A 13,883-nucleotide genomic window follows, 5' to 3' on the forward strand; every position below is an offset into this window, starting at 1 on the left:
AACCGAAGATCAACCACCCCCCGACCAGCCCACCAACTACCAGACACCCCACCGTCAACCCCACCCCACCAGCCCAAACAAGATGGAACTACTCCACGGAAAGAGTGGCCATTCCAGGCGGAGTGGCCACTCTTTCCATGAAACAGCGCGCGGGGGCGGGTGGGGGTGGGGGTGCGCGGGGTCAGTTGCCGGTTCGGGGGGTGGTCTGGTGGAAGGCGACGGGCTCGCCGGGTGGGACGAAGTCGCGGACCGGCTGGTCGCGCAGCGCCCAGGCGAGGATGCGCCCGACGGCGGGGATCTGCCGCTTCTGCACGCCGCCGCCGACCGCGTCGCGCGGGTCGTCCGGGTTCGCGGCGATGGTGGCCACGGCGAGCTGCGGGGTGAACGCGACCACGGTTTCGGTGGCGTTCCGCTCCGAGCTGCCGGTCTTGCCGGCCAGCGGCCGGCGCAGGCCCGGGGCCAGTTCCTCGGCCGTGCCGCCGGCGCAGCGCCGGTACATCGACTGGTCGCCCACCGGGCAGCGGCTGGCGTCGGCCGCCGCGCGGGCCACCTCGGTGTCGAGCACCTGCCGGCAGTCGGTGTCACCGGCGGCCACCCGGCGGCCGGTCGCATCCGTGATCGAGGCGACCGGGGTGGGCCGGCACCAGGTGCCCTCGGCGGCCACGGTGGCGTACGCGTTGGCCAGGTCCAGCGGCGTGGTGGCGGAGACCCCCAGGGTGAACGGCCCCCAGCTCGCCGCCCCCTCGCGGGCCATCCGGGCGTCCTGCGGCGAGCGGAACACGATGCCCAGCCGCTCCGCCATCTCGACCACCCGGTCCGCGCCGACCCGCTCGGTCAGCCAGGCGAAGTAGGTGTTCACCGAGCGGCCGAACGCGTCCCACATGTCCCGGTCGCCGTCCATCCAGTACGTGTTGGCGTTCGCCGGGCACCACCGGCCGCCGCAGCTGGCCGGGCCGCCGTCGACCGGGTACTTGGTGACGTAGACGCGGGGCGCGTCGAACTCGGTGTCCAGCGGCATCCCGGCCTCCAGCGCGGCCAGCAGGGCGAAGAGCTTGAACGTCGAGCCGGCCTGATAGCCGACGATGCCGCCGCCCCCGGCCACGAGCTGGTTGACCGTGTTCGGGTAGTTCTGCTGCCCGTCCGGGTTGTCGGAGCCGTAGCCGCGGTTCACGGCCAGCGCCAGCACCCGCCCGGTGCCCGGCTGCACCACCGCCGTCGGCGCGGCGCGCTGGATCGTCTCCGGGTAGATCGTCCGCACCTGCTCGCTCGCCTTGGCCTGCACGTCCGGGTCGAGCGAGGAGACGATTGACCAGCCGCCGCGGCGCAGCGTGCGCTGCCGCTCGTCGACGGTCTTGCCGAAGGCCGGCTGGGCGTTCCACCACTGGGTGAACCAGTCGCAGAAGAAGCCCCAGTCGTTGTGGCCGGCGGGCACCGCGGCGCAGTCGTTCGGGGTGGCGTTGGGCTTCAGGGCGAGCGGCGTGCCCTTGGTCGCCGCCGCGTCCGCCGGGCTCACCCGGCCGGTCTCCGCCATCCGGTCCAGCACGTACGCGCGGCGGTCCAGCGCCGCGCCGGAGTCGCCGTTGATCGGGTCGTCGTGGTCCGGCGCCCGCACCAGCCCGGCGAGCATGGCCGCCTGGCCCAGCGTGAGCCGGTCCGGGGTGGTGGAGAAGTAGCGCTTGCTGGCGGCGGCGATGCCGTACGCCCCGGCTCCGAAGTAGGCGATGTTGAGGTAGCGCCCGAGGATCTCGTCCTTGCCGATCCGCCGTTCCAGCGTCAGCGCGTACCGCATCTCGCGGATCTTGCGCCCGGCGGTGATCTCGGTGGCCGCGGCCCGCTGCCGCTCGGTCAGCCGGGGGTCACCGGCCAGCGCGTTGCGCACGTACTGCATGGTCAGCGTGGAGGCGCCCTGCCGGGTGCCCTCCTTGCGGTTGGCCGTCAACGCCCGCACCACGCCGCGCACGTCGACGCCGTGGTGCTCGTAGAAGCGCGCGTCCTCGGCGGCCACGATGGCGTCGCGCATCACCGGCGCGACCTCGCCGACCGGCACGTCCACCCGGTCCTCGACGTAGAACGAGGTGATCAGCGTGCGGCCGTCGTCGGCGTACAGGTTGGAGCGCTGCGCCGGCTGCGGCGCCTTGAGCGCCTCCGGCAGCTCGGTGTACGGCATCAGGTTCCGCACGCCCAGCCCGAGGACCAGCGCGGCCGGCAGCGCCGCGGCGGCCAGCGCCAGGCCGGCGAGCACGCCGGCCAACAGAACGGTGAACAGCTTGTCGAGATGGGCGCGGTTCATCAGCTCTCCCCGCAGGAGCCGGCCGTACGGACCCGTCCAGAATGACCGGATCCACGCTTTCCGCCGTCACGTTCCGGGAAATGCGCAGGAAGTTCGCGAGAAAGGATGAACCTCAGGGCAGCAGCGCCGCGGCAAGCGGCTGGACCGTCTCCTCGATCTCGTCGGCCACCCGGCTGAAACACTGGTCGCCCCGACCCCACGGGTCGTCGAGATCGTCGGTGGACAACGCGGAGGCGCCCTGCCGGGCCGCCTCGGCGGCCGCCACCAACGCCACGCCCCGGGCGTGCACCGCCTCCGGCGTCGGCTCGGCCGGCGGCAGGGCGGACCGGTCCAGCGCGCCGAGCAGCCGGCCGAACTCACCCAGCACGAACGTGCGCCCGGCGGCGTCCGGCCGCAGCGCCACCACGTACTCCTGCTGGTCGGCGGTGGCGGTGAGCACCAGGTCGGCGGCGTCGATCAGGTCGGAGCGCAGCCGCCGGGCGGCGAACCCGGCCACCTCGCCACCGCGCGCGGTCACCTGCCGCGCCGCCGGCGGGTTCATCTCCTCACCGGCGTGCCACCCGCCGGTGCCGGCGCTGTGGCTGTGCACCAACGCGTCCGAGCCGGCCGGGTCGACGTCGAGCCGGGCCAGCCGCTCCCGGACGGCGAGCAGCAGCAGCCGCTCGGCCATCGGCGACCGGCAGATGTTGCCCATGCAGACGTGCAGGACGGTGAACGGCGGCACTCAGAACCCCCGCTCGTCGAGGAGGCCCGGCGCCACCTCACGCAGCTTCGCCAACGTCACCGCGCCCTGCCGCAGCACCCGCGGCACCTCACCGGTCAGGTCGACGATGGTGCTCGGCACCGGATCCACCGCCGGCCCGGCCTCCAGGTAGGCCCGGACGCCGTAACCGAGCTGGTCGCGGGCCTCCTCGGCGGTGAGCGCGGCCGGCTGGCCGATCTTGTTGGCGGAGGCCACCGCCATCGGCCCGGTCTCCCGCAGCACCTCGAGCGCGACCGGATGCAACGGCATCCGCACCGCGACCGTGCCGCTGGTGTCGCCCAGGTCCCAGGCCAGGCTCGGCGAGTGCTCCACCACGATCGTCAGCGCGCCCGGCCAGAACGCCTCGACCAGGTCGCGGGCCACCTGCGGCAGCGAGAAGACCAGGCCGTCGAGCGTGTGCCGTGAACCGATCAGCACCGGGGGCGCCTGCCGGGCGCCACCCTTGGTGTCCGCCAGGGCCTTCACCGCGTACGGCGTGAACGCGTCCGCCCCGATGCCGTAGACCGTGTCGGTCGGCAGGACGACGAGTTCCCCGTTCTTGACCGCCTCGATGGCAGCGGCGATGCCGCGGTCCCGGTCGGCGGGCGACCGACAGTCGTAGAGCATCACGAGAAGTCAGTCTGCCACGCCGGGGCGGGGTCGGCGTGACGGCCGTCCGCACGCCGGGACGCGGTCGCCCACCGGGGCCGCCCGGTCAGGTCCCGATACGCCTCGACACGCTCGTACCGGCCGTCGCCGGCGAACACCGCCGGCACCGCCGCGGCATGCGTGTCGTCGTGTTCGACGCCGATCACCCCACCCGGTCGCAGCAGCGTCCCGGCCCGCCGCACCACCGGGCGGATGACGTCCAGCCCGTCCGCGCCGCCGAACACCGCCTCGTCGGGATCGTGGCCGGCCACCTCCGGCGGCACCGACACCGACCGCGGTACGTACGGCGGGTTGCAGAGCAGCACGTCGACCCGGCCGGCCAGCTCCGCCAGCAGCTCCGGGTCGGTGACGTCGGCGGCCACCACCTCGACCGGCCGGTCCCCCGCGTCGGCCCGCGCGGCGGCGTTGCGGCGCAGCCAGGCCAGCGCGGCCGGGCCCCGCTCCACCGCCACCACCCGGGCCGACGGCACCTCCTGCGCGACCGCCAGCGCGATCGCGCCGGAGCCGCTGCACAGGTCGACCACGAGCGGCGCGGCGAGCCGCCGGGCCGCGTCGATCCCCCAGCCGGCCAGCAGCTCGGTCTCCGGCCGGGGCACGAAGACGCCCGGGCCGACCGCCAGCTCCAGGTGCCGGAAACCGGCCGTGCCGGTGAGGTGCTGCAACGGCTCCCGGGCCACCCGGCGGTCGACCAGCGCGTCGAGGCGGTCGCGCTGGTCCGCGGTGAACCCGTCGGCCAGCGCCAGCCGGCCGCGCGGCACCTGGAGCACGTACGCGGCCAGTTGCTCGGCCTCCGCCCGGGGCGACTCGACGCCGGCCTCGGCCAGCGCCCGGGCCGTCCGGGCGACCACCATCGAGACGCGTTCGCGTTCTGTCCCTTCGGACGGGTGTTGCGGCAGTGTGCTCACGCAATAATCATGAAGCGTCGCGGGTCACCACACGAGCGGGTGCGTCCGGGCGCACACGGCAGGGAGGTCGCGAGTGGGCTGGCTCGACCAGGTCGAGGACCAGGTTGACGCCCTCCGGAGCGCGCGCGCGTTGCAGGAGGCCAGCCGCTCCGCCGAGGCGTGCGTCCTGCTGGATCGCGTGATCCGCACCACCGCCGACCCGTACGCCCGGGCCGACGCGCTGGTGCAGCGCCTGTCCGCGCTGATCAATCTCGGTCGGACCGCCGAGTTCACCCGGGCCGTCGAGGACGCCTCCGCCGCCGTCCGGGACCTGGCCGAGCCCTACCTGCACGGGCACCTCAACGCGCTCGCCGCGCTCGCCGCCCACCACCAGGGCGCGCTCGACCGGTGCGTCATGCACCTGGTCCGGGCCGCCCGCGCGCTGGGCGCCGACGACACCCCGGACCGGGACACCGCCTGGGGCTGGCACGACCTGGCGATGGCCTACTCCTACCTCAGCTTCCACGGCCACGCGCTCGGCGCGATCGAACGGGCCCGCGAGGTCGGGCTGAGCGCCGGCATTCCCGAGGAGACGTTCGCCGCGCCGGGCATCCGGCTGCGCAACGCGGTGGCGCTGGACCACAACGGCGACAGCGACGGCTGCCTCCGGGTGCTCCGGGACGTGGCCGGCGACCTGGCCCGGTTCCTGCGCGGCGGGCGGGCCGGCAACATCCGGCCCAGCAGCCTGGCCGCCTACGGGTACGCCGCCGCCCGGCGGGCCGCGCTCGGCGACCGGGTGGAGTCCGCCGGGGACGCCGACCCGAACCGGCTGCTCGGCCACGGCGGGGACAGCGCCCGCGCCCGCGACCTGCGCCAGCTCGGCCAGGTCTGCCTGGCGGTGGCGGCCGGCCGGCCGATCGAGGCGGTCACCCGGCTGGACGCGATCCGGGTCTCCGACGAGACGCTGGGCGCGGCCGAACCGCCCCGGCTGCGCAGCATCGCGCTCGCCCGGGCCGGCGACCACGCCGGCGCGCACCGCGCGGACCGGCACGCGTTCCGGCTGGCCGCCCGGCGCAGCGACCGCCTGCGCGACGTCTACATCGACGGCATCGCCGCCCGGATCGACCACGAGGAGATGCGCCGCGAGGCGGCCCGGTACGAGGGCGAGGCGCTCACCGACCCGCTCACCGGGCTGCCCAACCGGCGCCGGCTGGAGCGCTACCTCGGCGCGGTGGTGTCCCGGGGCGAGCGGGTGGTGATCGGCGTCTGCGACCTCGACGGGTTCAAGGCGGTCAACACCCGCCACGGCCACCACTCGGGCGACCTCGTGCTGCAACGGGTGGCCGGTGTGATCAACCGGGTGATGCGGCGGGGTGACTTCGTGGCCCGCTACGGCGGCGACGAGTTCGTCGTGGTGCTGCCCGACACCGGCATGTCGGAGGCGGTCGAGGTGGCCCGGCGGATCGAGGCGGCGGTGCGCACCGAGGACTGGGAGTCCCTGGTCCCGGGCACCCCGGTCGGGGTGACCATCGGCTTCGCCGAGGTCGACGGCAGCACCACGATCAGCGTCCGGGAGGCGCTCGGCGCCGCGTTCGAGCTGGCCGACCGGGAGATGCTGCGCGCCAAGGACCGGCTCCGCGCCAGCTGAGGTGCAAGGCGGGGCCCCCTGTTAACGCCTCCGGTACAGGCGGGGCCCCCGGTCAACACCCAGCGGTCAGTGGCGGGACAGTTCGGTCCCGCCGGCGAGCCGGGCCGCGCGGTCCGCCTCGGCCAGCGCGTCGAGCACCCCGTCCAGCTCGCCGGCCAGGGCCAGGTCGAGGTTGTACGCGGTGTAGCCGATCCGGTGGTCGGTGATCCGGTTCTGCGGGTAGTTGTAGGTGCGGATCCGCTCCGAGCGGTCCACGGTGCGGACCTGCGCCTTGCGGGCGTCCGAGGCCGCCGCGTCGGCCTGCTCCTGCGCCGCGGCGAGCAGCCGGGCGCGCAGGATCCGCATCGCCTGCTCGCGGTTCTGCAGCTGCGACTTCTCGTTCTGGCAGGAGACCACGATGCCGGTCGGCACGTGCGTGATCCGGACCGCCGAGTCGGTGGTGTTGACCGACTGGCCGCCCGGCCCGGACGAGCGGAACACGTCGATCCGCAGCTCGTTCGGGTCGATGGTGACGTCCACGTCCTCCGCCTCGGGCAGCACCAGCACACCGGCCGCGCTGGTGTGGATCCGGCCCTGCGACTCGGTCACCGGCACCCGCTGCACCCGGTGCACGCCGCCCTCCCACTTGAGCCGGGACCACACCCCGTTACCGCCGTCGGGCACGCCCTTGGTCTTGATCGCCAGGGAGACGTCCTTCACCCCGCCGAGGTCGGAGTCCTGGGCGTCGATCACCTCGGTGAGCCAGCCCCGCCGCTCCGCGTACCGGGTGTACATCCGCAGCAGGTCGCCGGCGAAGAGCGCCGACTCCTCGCCGCCCTCGCCGGCCTTGATCTCGACGATCACGTCCTTGGCGTCGTGCGGGTCACGCGGGATGAGCAGCTCGGCGAGTCGCTCCTCCAACGCCGGCAGGGCGGCCGCGAGGGTGTCCGCCTCGACGGCGAACGAGGCGTCCTCGGCGGCCAGCTCGCGGGCGGCGACCAGGTCGGCCCGGGCCTGCTCCAGCTCGCCGGCCGCCTTGTGCAGCGGGACCAGCTCGGCGTACCGCCGGCCGACCCGCCGGGCGGTGCCCTGGTCGGTGTGGAGGGCCGGGTCGGCCAGCCGCTTCTCCAGCTCGGCGTACTCGTCGAGGAGGGCGACCAGGCGCTCACTGCTCATGCTGCGGAGGCTCCTTCGGATGAAACCGGCGAAAACGGACGAACGCCCGCGCCCGGCACAGAGCCGGACACGGGCGTCGTCGACGGAGCTACTTGGCCTTCTTCGCCTGAACCTTGGCGTACTTCTGCTGGAACTTCGCGACCCGACCGGCGGTGTCCAGCACGCGCTGCTTACCGGTGTAGAACGGGTGGCAGGCGCTGCAGGTCTCGACGCTGATGGCGCCGCCCTTGGCGGTGCTGCGGGTCGTGAACGTGTTGCCGCAGGAGCAGCGGACCTCGGTGGTCGTGTACTCCGGGTGAATGTTCGACTTCATGTCGCCTCGGTCCTTTCGTGGGTGGTCGCCGGGTCGCCCTCGGTGCTCCCGTCGTCGCGACGGGCTCGGGCGTGAACCGGAACCGGTGGCCGATTGACCAGTGTGCCATGGGCGACGGCCAGCCGGCACAGCAGGTCCGCCCGCCACAACGCCCGGCCATCTCCCCGCATTCCCACCCTCCGCCCCGCCACTCCCGCACCCGGCCCCCGACCCTGTCGATCACGAAGTTGACGGGGACGTCTGTCCGTTCTGTCGCAGCCAACGTCATGACCGACGAGGGACGGAGGCGGGATGCGAGGGCTCGGCGAGGGCTCCTCCCCCAGGTCGAGGAGCCCTCGCCGGGACTCACGCGGCAGCGCGCGCCTGCGCCGCCGCCGTGGTGACCGTCGCCTCGGCGCGGACGCCGTTGACGGTGACGGTGAGCAACACCCGTCCGCCCGGCCGCAGCGCGGTGAGCTGCCCGGTCGCCGGGTCGAACCGGGCCACGTGCCAGGGCCGCACCCCGGAGGCGCTCCCGACGTGCAGGTTCGGCGAGCCGGCCCAGTCGGCGCTGACCGGCGCGGTCACCGGCACCCGCCGGCCGCCCGGCTGGGTCAGCGTGGCGGCGACGGCCGCCGGGGCGCCGACCCGCACCTCGGCCGGCGCGCTCAGCGCCAACCGGTCGACGTGGGCGTGGGTCTCCGCGGCGACCCACGCCGGGCCCTCCGCGAGCGGGTCACGGCGGGCCCGTTCCGCCTCCCGGGGCGTCACCGGATCGACTCCGAACTCGGTCCAGCCGGTGAACCCGCCCTGCCCGGCCGGCGTCGACGGGTCCTTCCCCGCGTTGCCGTTGACCACCTACGGCACACCGTCCACCCGGTCGGCGTGGAACGTGCCCACGTGCCCGTTGACCATCAAAGCGCCCTTGCCGGTGCGGTGCTGGAAGTCGGCCAGCCACTGCTCGACCAGGGCCGCCTCCTTCCGTTCACCGAATTGGCTGGCCTTGGCCGGGCTGGGGTCGCGCGGCGGGTGGTGGAAGAGCACCGCGACCGAGCCCACGGACCGGTCGGCGGCCGCCTCGTCAAGCGTCCGGCGCAGCAGCTCCACCTGGTCGAACCCGCCCCCGCGCAGCGAACCGGTGGCCGTGGACAGGGTGACGAAGCGGGTGCCCCGGTGGTCGAGGACCCGGGAGGTGTCCCCGAAGACGCTCCGGAAGTTGTCGATCGGCGCACCCATGATCTCGTGGTTGCCCGGCACGTAGTGGTAGGGCACCTGGCCGCCCAGCTCCTCGTCGAGGATCCGCTTGGCCAGCGCGAAGTCGGCCGGGTAGGCGGTGTCCACGAAGTCCCCGTCGATGATCAGGAAGTCCGGCCGGGCGGCACGGACCTCGCGCAGCGTACGGCGGGCCTGGGCGACCAGCTCGCTGTCCGGGTCGGCGGCGACGAACTGGGCGTCGGAGAGCACCGCGAAACGCCAGGGCGCGGCGTCCACGGTGCCGTCGCGCAGCACCACCCGGTCGGTGCGGTTCGGCTCCGGCGGCGCCTGCACGTCCGGCGGCACCCGGGCCACCAGGTCGTCGATGACCACCTCGCTGCGGTACTGCTTCGCCGGGTCGGTCTCGGCCACGTAGAACCGGCGCACCCGCACCGGGTACTGCACGCCGGGTGGCACCGCGAACTCGACGTACCTCCAGCCGGTCCAGTCCAGGTACGGGCCGCGGAGCACGAACTGGGTGTCCTGCGCGTCGTGCAGGTGCAGGCTCGGCCACTCGCCGGCGCCGTTGGCCTTGATCCACATGCCGAACGCCTGCGGCTGGCCGGGCACGTCGATCCAGGCCGGCGGGTCGGCGTACGCGGCCCGGGTGCCGGTGGACTGGTCGAAGTCGTACGACATCCGCAGGCCGGTGCCGGTGTGCCCGTCGGCCGGGGCGACCGAGCCGGCGGCCCGGGCCTGGCTGAACCGCCAGGACGCGGCGTCGTCGAAACCGGCCACCGGCACGTCGGTCAACCCGACGGTCACCGGCAGCACCGTGGTGCGGGCGCCCACCCGGGCGGTGACCAGCGCGGATCCGGCGCCACCGAGCGCCTTGACGGCCAGGTTGCCGTCGGTGGTGGGCGTGACGGAGAGCAGGTCGCGGTCGTAATCCAGGGTCAGGTCGGCCGGCTCGATCGGTGCGGTGTTCCCCTCGGCGTCGTAGCCGACCACGCCGAACAGGCCGGTGTCGCCCGACCGGTCGAGGCCGACCCGGTCGACCGTGGCGTCGACCCGCTCCAGCGGGCCGAGCACGGTCAGGTCGAGCGTGCCACGGGCCCGCCCGCGCGCGGCGGTGACGGTGCTCCGGCCGGGGCTGCCGGCCCGGAACACGCCGTCGCCGTCCACCCGGCCGTGGGTGGCTCGCCACCGCGGCTCGCCGGCAGCCGGCCCGTACGTCTCGTCGTAGCCGGCGGCGGTGAGCCGCCGGGTGAGGCCGGGGAAGACCCGGTCCGGCCGCCCGCCGCGCACCGGGGCCACGCCCGGCGCGGCGGTCGGGTCGCTCGCGGTCTCCAGCCAGTAGCCGGTGAGCCGGCCGCTGCCCTTCGGCGCGTAGACCGCCAGCCCGTTCGGCACCTCCCGCTCGGTGCCGTCGGACGGGCTGTTCTCCACCTGGACCGCCGCCGCGCCCGGCTCGCGGGCCAGCAGCGTGGACGAGCCGCCACCGTCGAGGTTGAGCGCGTTCGCCGCGCCCAGCTCGGCCATCATCCGGCCCATCTCGGTCTGCGTGACGCCACGGCTGTCCACCTGCCGCCCGTCCACCGTCAGCATGATCATCTTGCGGCCGTCGGCGGAGAAGCCCACGGACGTACGCGGGGCCAGCGACTGGTCGGCGACGGTCTGCACCACCCCGTCGCGGACCAGCACGTTGCCGCCGCCCACCGCGGCGCGCAGGTCGCCGCCGTCGGAGGAACGCGGACGCCAGGACACGTCCACCGCGTCGCCGGGACGCAGCGCGGCGAGCGCGTCGGCGCCGGCCTCGCGGCCGAGCAGCACGATGCTGCCGGCCGGGATCGGTCCCTCCCCCGCCGTGGTGGCCACGCCGGCCACCCGGCCGCCGGTCAGCGTCACCTCGACCACCCGGGCGGCGCCCTCCACCGCCCGCTGCCGGGGGTACGACCCCCACAGCGGGGTGAAGACACCCACTCCGCCGCGCTGCACCATGTTGTTGAACTGGGTCAGCGACAGCGGCCCGGTGGGCAGCGCGGCGGCGCCCTCGAAGCCGACCTCGACGACCCGCCCGACGCCCCGGGCGTCGATCCCGACCGCGTTGGGGTGGCCGGCGACCGGCGACTGCACCAGCTCGCCGGACCGGATGCCGACGCCCTGGGCAGCGCCGGAGTTGTTGATGTCGAAGAAGTCGCCGTTGACCGCCGCCACGGCGCGGGACCGGTCCACCGCGGTCCGTAGCGGCTCGTCCCGGGTGACCGCGCCGGAGTTGACGTAGTCCACGGTCAACCCGCCGGACAGGTCGGCGGTGAGGGCGTCGGCCCGCAGCCAGCCGGCGGCGTCGTACCGGTCGAAGGAGGTCAGGTCCAGGCCGGGCGCGACCGGACGGGTGGTCCTGGCGGTCTCCAGGCCGTCGGCGGGCTCGACGCCGGCCAGCGCGACCGCGGAGTCGGGACGGGAGGACGCCGCCGGCGCGTCCTCGGCCGCCGTGGCCTGGGCCTGGACCTGGGGCGACAGCGTCGCGGCCGACCCTGCGGCGGACGGCGCCGGAGCGGCGAGGGTGAGCAGCGGGGTGAGCAGCAGGACGCCGGTGAGACGGACGGATCGTCTGCGGATTCGCATGGACGACAGTCAACCCGACGATGAACAGAAGTTTCAATACCCCATGGCTTAACCGTAGAAAAACTTCATCCCCCGCGCTGAGCGTGGGCGTGTCGACCGGCGCCCACGCTCTTCTCAAGAGCGGTATACCGTCCGAACCCAGGCCGGCTTCGGTCCGCGACACGCCCGCGCGAACGAGGGGCACGGCCGGCGGCCGTGCCCCTCGTCGTCGGATCCGTCAGGTCACTCGCCCGGGGTGGACTTCGCGATCTGCATCAGGAACTCGATGTTGGTGCGGGACTGCTTGAGCCGGTCCAGCAGGAGGTCGAGCGCCGCCTGCGAGTCCAGCGAGTGCAGCACCTTGCGGAGCTTGTGGATGATCGCCAGCTCCTCCGGCGCGAACAGGACCTCTTCCTTACGCGTACCGGTGGGGTTGATGTCGATCGCCGGGAAGACGCGCTTGTCCGCGATCTTCCGATCCAGCTTCAGCTCCGCGTTGCCGGTGCCCTTGAACTCCTCGAAGATGACCGTGTCCGCCATCGAACCGGTCTCCACAAGCGCCGTGGCGATGATGGTCAGCGAGCCGCCGTTCTCGATGTTGCGGGCGGCGCCCAGGAAGCGCTTCGGCGGGTAGAGCGCGGTGGAGTCGATACCGCCCGACATGATCCGGCCGCTCGCCGGCGCCGCCAGGTTGTACGACCGCCCGAGCCGGGTCACCGAGTCGAGCAGCACGACCACGTCGTGACCCAGCTCGACCAGCCGCTTCGCCCGCTCGATCGCCAGCTCGGCCACCGTGGTGTGGTCCTGCGGCGGACGGTCGAACGTGGCCGCGATGACCTCGCCCTTGATCGACCGCTGCATGTCGGTGACCTCTTCGGGCCGCTCGTCCACCAGCACCACCATCAGGTGACACTCCGGGTTGTTACGGGTGATCGCGTTCGCGATCGCCTGCAACACCATCGTCTTGCCCGCCTTGGGCGGCGACTGGATGAGCGCCCGCTGACCCTTGCCGATCGGCATCACCAGGTCGATCACCCGGGTGGTCAGGATGTGCGGCTCGGTCTCCAGCCGCAGCCGCTCCTGCGGGTAGAGCGGGGTCAGCTTGTAGAACTCCGGCCGGCGCCGCGCCTCGTCCGGCTCCATGCCGTTGATCGTGTCCAGCCGGACCAGCGGGTTGTACTTGTCGCGCCGCTGCTCGCCGTCCCGGGCCGCCCGCACCGCGCCGGTGATGGCGTCACCGCGGCGCAGGCCGTACTTCTTGATCTGGGACATCGAGACGTACACGTCGTTCGGGCCGGCGAGGTAGCCGGTGGTCCGGACGAAGGCGTAGTTGTCGAGCACGTCGATGATGCCGGCGACCGGGACGAGCACGTCGTCCTCGCCGACCTGCGGCTCGCGGGCGCCACCGCCGCCACCGCCGTCGCCGCCCTCGCCACGCTCGCCACGACCGCGCCGACGGTCCCGGAACCGGCTGCGCCGGCCCCGCCGGCCGCCGCCCTCGTCGTCGTCGTCGTTGTCGTTGGCGCGGGGACCCCGGTCGTTGCGGTCACCCCGGTCGTTACGGTCGCCCCGGTCGTTGCGCTCGCCCCGATCGTTGCGCTCGGCACGCTCGCCACGGTCGTTGCGCTCGCCCCGATCGTTGCGCTCGGCACGCTCGCCACGGTCGTTGCGCTCGCCCCGATCGTTGCGCTCGGCACGATCGCTCCGCTCGTTGCGGTCGCCCCGCTCGGCACGATCGCCCCGCTCGGCACGCTCGCCCCGCTCGCCCCGCTCGCCCCGCTCGGTGCGGTCACCGCGGTCGGCACGCTCGCCGCCGCGCTCGGCCCGCTCACGGCCCCGGTCCTCGTTGCGCTCGGCCCGGTCGCCGCCGCGCTCGGCCCGGTCGCCGGTCTCGGCGGGGGCCTCCTCGGCGCGCGTCTCGGTCGGGCGCGTCTCGGCGGGCGCGGCGGTGGCCCGGCTGCGGCGTCCGCGGGTACGACCCTCGGTCACCTCGGCGGCCGGCGCCTGCTCGGCGGTACGACGCTCGCCCTCGGCCCGCTCCTCGCGGACCTCGGCGTGCACCTCCTCGCGTGCGGGAGCCGCCGCGGCCGCGACCTCGGCCCGCGGTCGAGGGGTTCCGGCGGCGGCGCCGCCCTGCCGCTCGGTGATCGCACTGATCAGCTCGCCCTTGCGCATGCGAGCCGTACCAGAGATGCCGAGCGACGCGGCCAGGCTCTGGAGCTCCGGCAGCAGCATCGCCGACAGGCCGGTACCGCTACGCCGACGGCGCGTGGGGGCGGCGGTGGTGGCATCGCCAGCGACGTTGGAAACATCCGACGTCACGTCGGTGGTGTCGCTCAATGGATTCCTTCCCTCGATAGGCCGGGACTGCCCGGAGTCGTGGAACCAGGTGGCCGGGCGGC

At 74.2% G+C, this 13,883-nt stretch carries 10 protein-coding genes; 1 reads left to right on the plus strand and 9 read right to left on the minus strand.

Annotated features, from left to right (window positions below; all coding sequences use genetic code 11):
* Positions 1-181: 181 nt before the first annotated feature.
* From ACGFI2_RS19555 to prmC, 4 genes are all read right to left on the minus strand, one after another.
* Positions 182-2,290 carry a transglycosylase domain-containing protein gene (locus ACGFI2_RS19555; RefSeq protein ID WP_393518798.1) on the minus strand — a complete coding sequence of 703 codons (2,109 nt, stop codon included), beginning with the start codon at positions 2,288-2,290 and terminating at the stop codon, positions 182-184.
* Positions 2,291-2,402: 112 nt separating this feature from the next.
* On the minus strand, positions 2,403-3,014 hold the full coding sequence (locus tag ACGFI2_RS19560; RefSeq protein ID WP_393518801.1) for a phosphotyrosine protein phosphatase: 612 nt from the start codon (positions 3,012-3,014) through the stop codon (positions 2,403-2,405).
* A complete protein-coding gene (locus ACGFI2_RS19565) occupies positions 3,015-3,659 on the minus strand; it encodes an L-threonylcarbamoyladenylate synthase (protein ID WP_393518803.1) in 645 nt (214 codons plus the stop codon). It lies immediately after the preceding gene.
* Complete coding sequence (prmC, locus tag ACGFI2_RS19570) at positions 3,659-4,606, minus strand: peptide chain release factor N(5)-glutamine methyltransferase (RefSeq protein ID WP_393518805.1); 948 nt, start codon at positions 4,604-4,606, stop codon at positions 3,659-3,661. The genes ACGFI2_RS19565 and prmC overlap by 1 nt, the downstream gene beginning before the upstream one ends.
* Positions 4,607-4,679: 73 nt before the next feature.
* Between prmC and ACGFI2_RS19575 the strand changes: the two genes are divergently transcribed.
* The gene (locus ACGFI2_RS19575; protein WP_393518808.1) at positions 4,680-6,233 is read left to right on the plus strand and encodes a diguanylate cyclase domain-containing protein; all 1,554 of its coding nucleotides are present in this window, start codon (positions 4,680-4,682) and stop codon (positions 6,231-6,233) included.
* 66 nt (positions 6,234-6,299) lie between these two features.
* On the opposite strand, the gene prfA is transcribed toward ACGFI2_RS19575, so the two are convergent.
* The 5 genes from prfA to rho form a co-directional block, all read right to left on the minus strand.
* A complete protein-coding gene (gene prfA, locus ACGFI2_RS19580; protein ID WP_393518811.1) occupies positions 6,300-7,388 on the minus strand; it encodes a peptide chain release factor 1 in 1,089 nt (362 codons plus the stop codon).
* An 88-nt stretch (positions 7,389-7,476) separates the two neighbouring features.
* The gene (gene rpmE, locus ACGFI2_RS19585) at positions 7,477-7,701 is read right to left on the minus strand and encodes a 50S ribosomal protein L31 (RefSeq protein ID WP_393518814.1); all 225 of its coding nucleotides are present in this window, start codon (positions 7,699-7,701) and stop codon (positions 7,477-7,479) included.
* A gap of 345 nt (positions 7,702-8,046) precedes the next feature.
* Positions 8,047-8,538 carry a hypothetical protein gene (locus ACGFI2_RS19590; protein WP_393518817.1) on the minus strand — a complete coding sequence of 164 codons (492 nt, stop codon included), beginning with the start codon at positions 8,536-8,538 and terminating at the stop codon, positions 8,047-8,049.
* Entirely contained in the window at positions 8,539-11,502 is a 2,964-nt protein-coding gene (locus ACGFI2_RS19595; RefSeq protein ID WP_393518820.1) for a phosphodiester glycosidase family protein, read from the minus strand.
* Between the two features lie 222 nt (positions 11,503-11,724).
* Positions 11,725-13,821 carry a transcription termination factor Rho gene (gene rho / locus ACGFI2_RS19600; protein ID WP_393518823.1) on the minus strand — a complete coding sequence of 699 codons (2,097 nt, stop codon included), beginning with the start codon at positions 13,819-13,821 and terminating at the stop codon, positions 11,725-11,727.
* Between the last annotated feature and the right edge of the window lie 62 nt (positions 13,822-13,883).

The sequence above is a fragment of the Micromonospora sp. NPDC049282 genome (assembly GCF_043197045.1).
Classification (GTDB): Bacteria; Actinomycetota; Actinomycetes; order Mycobacteriales; family Micromonosporaceae; genus Micromonospora.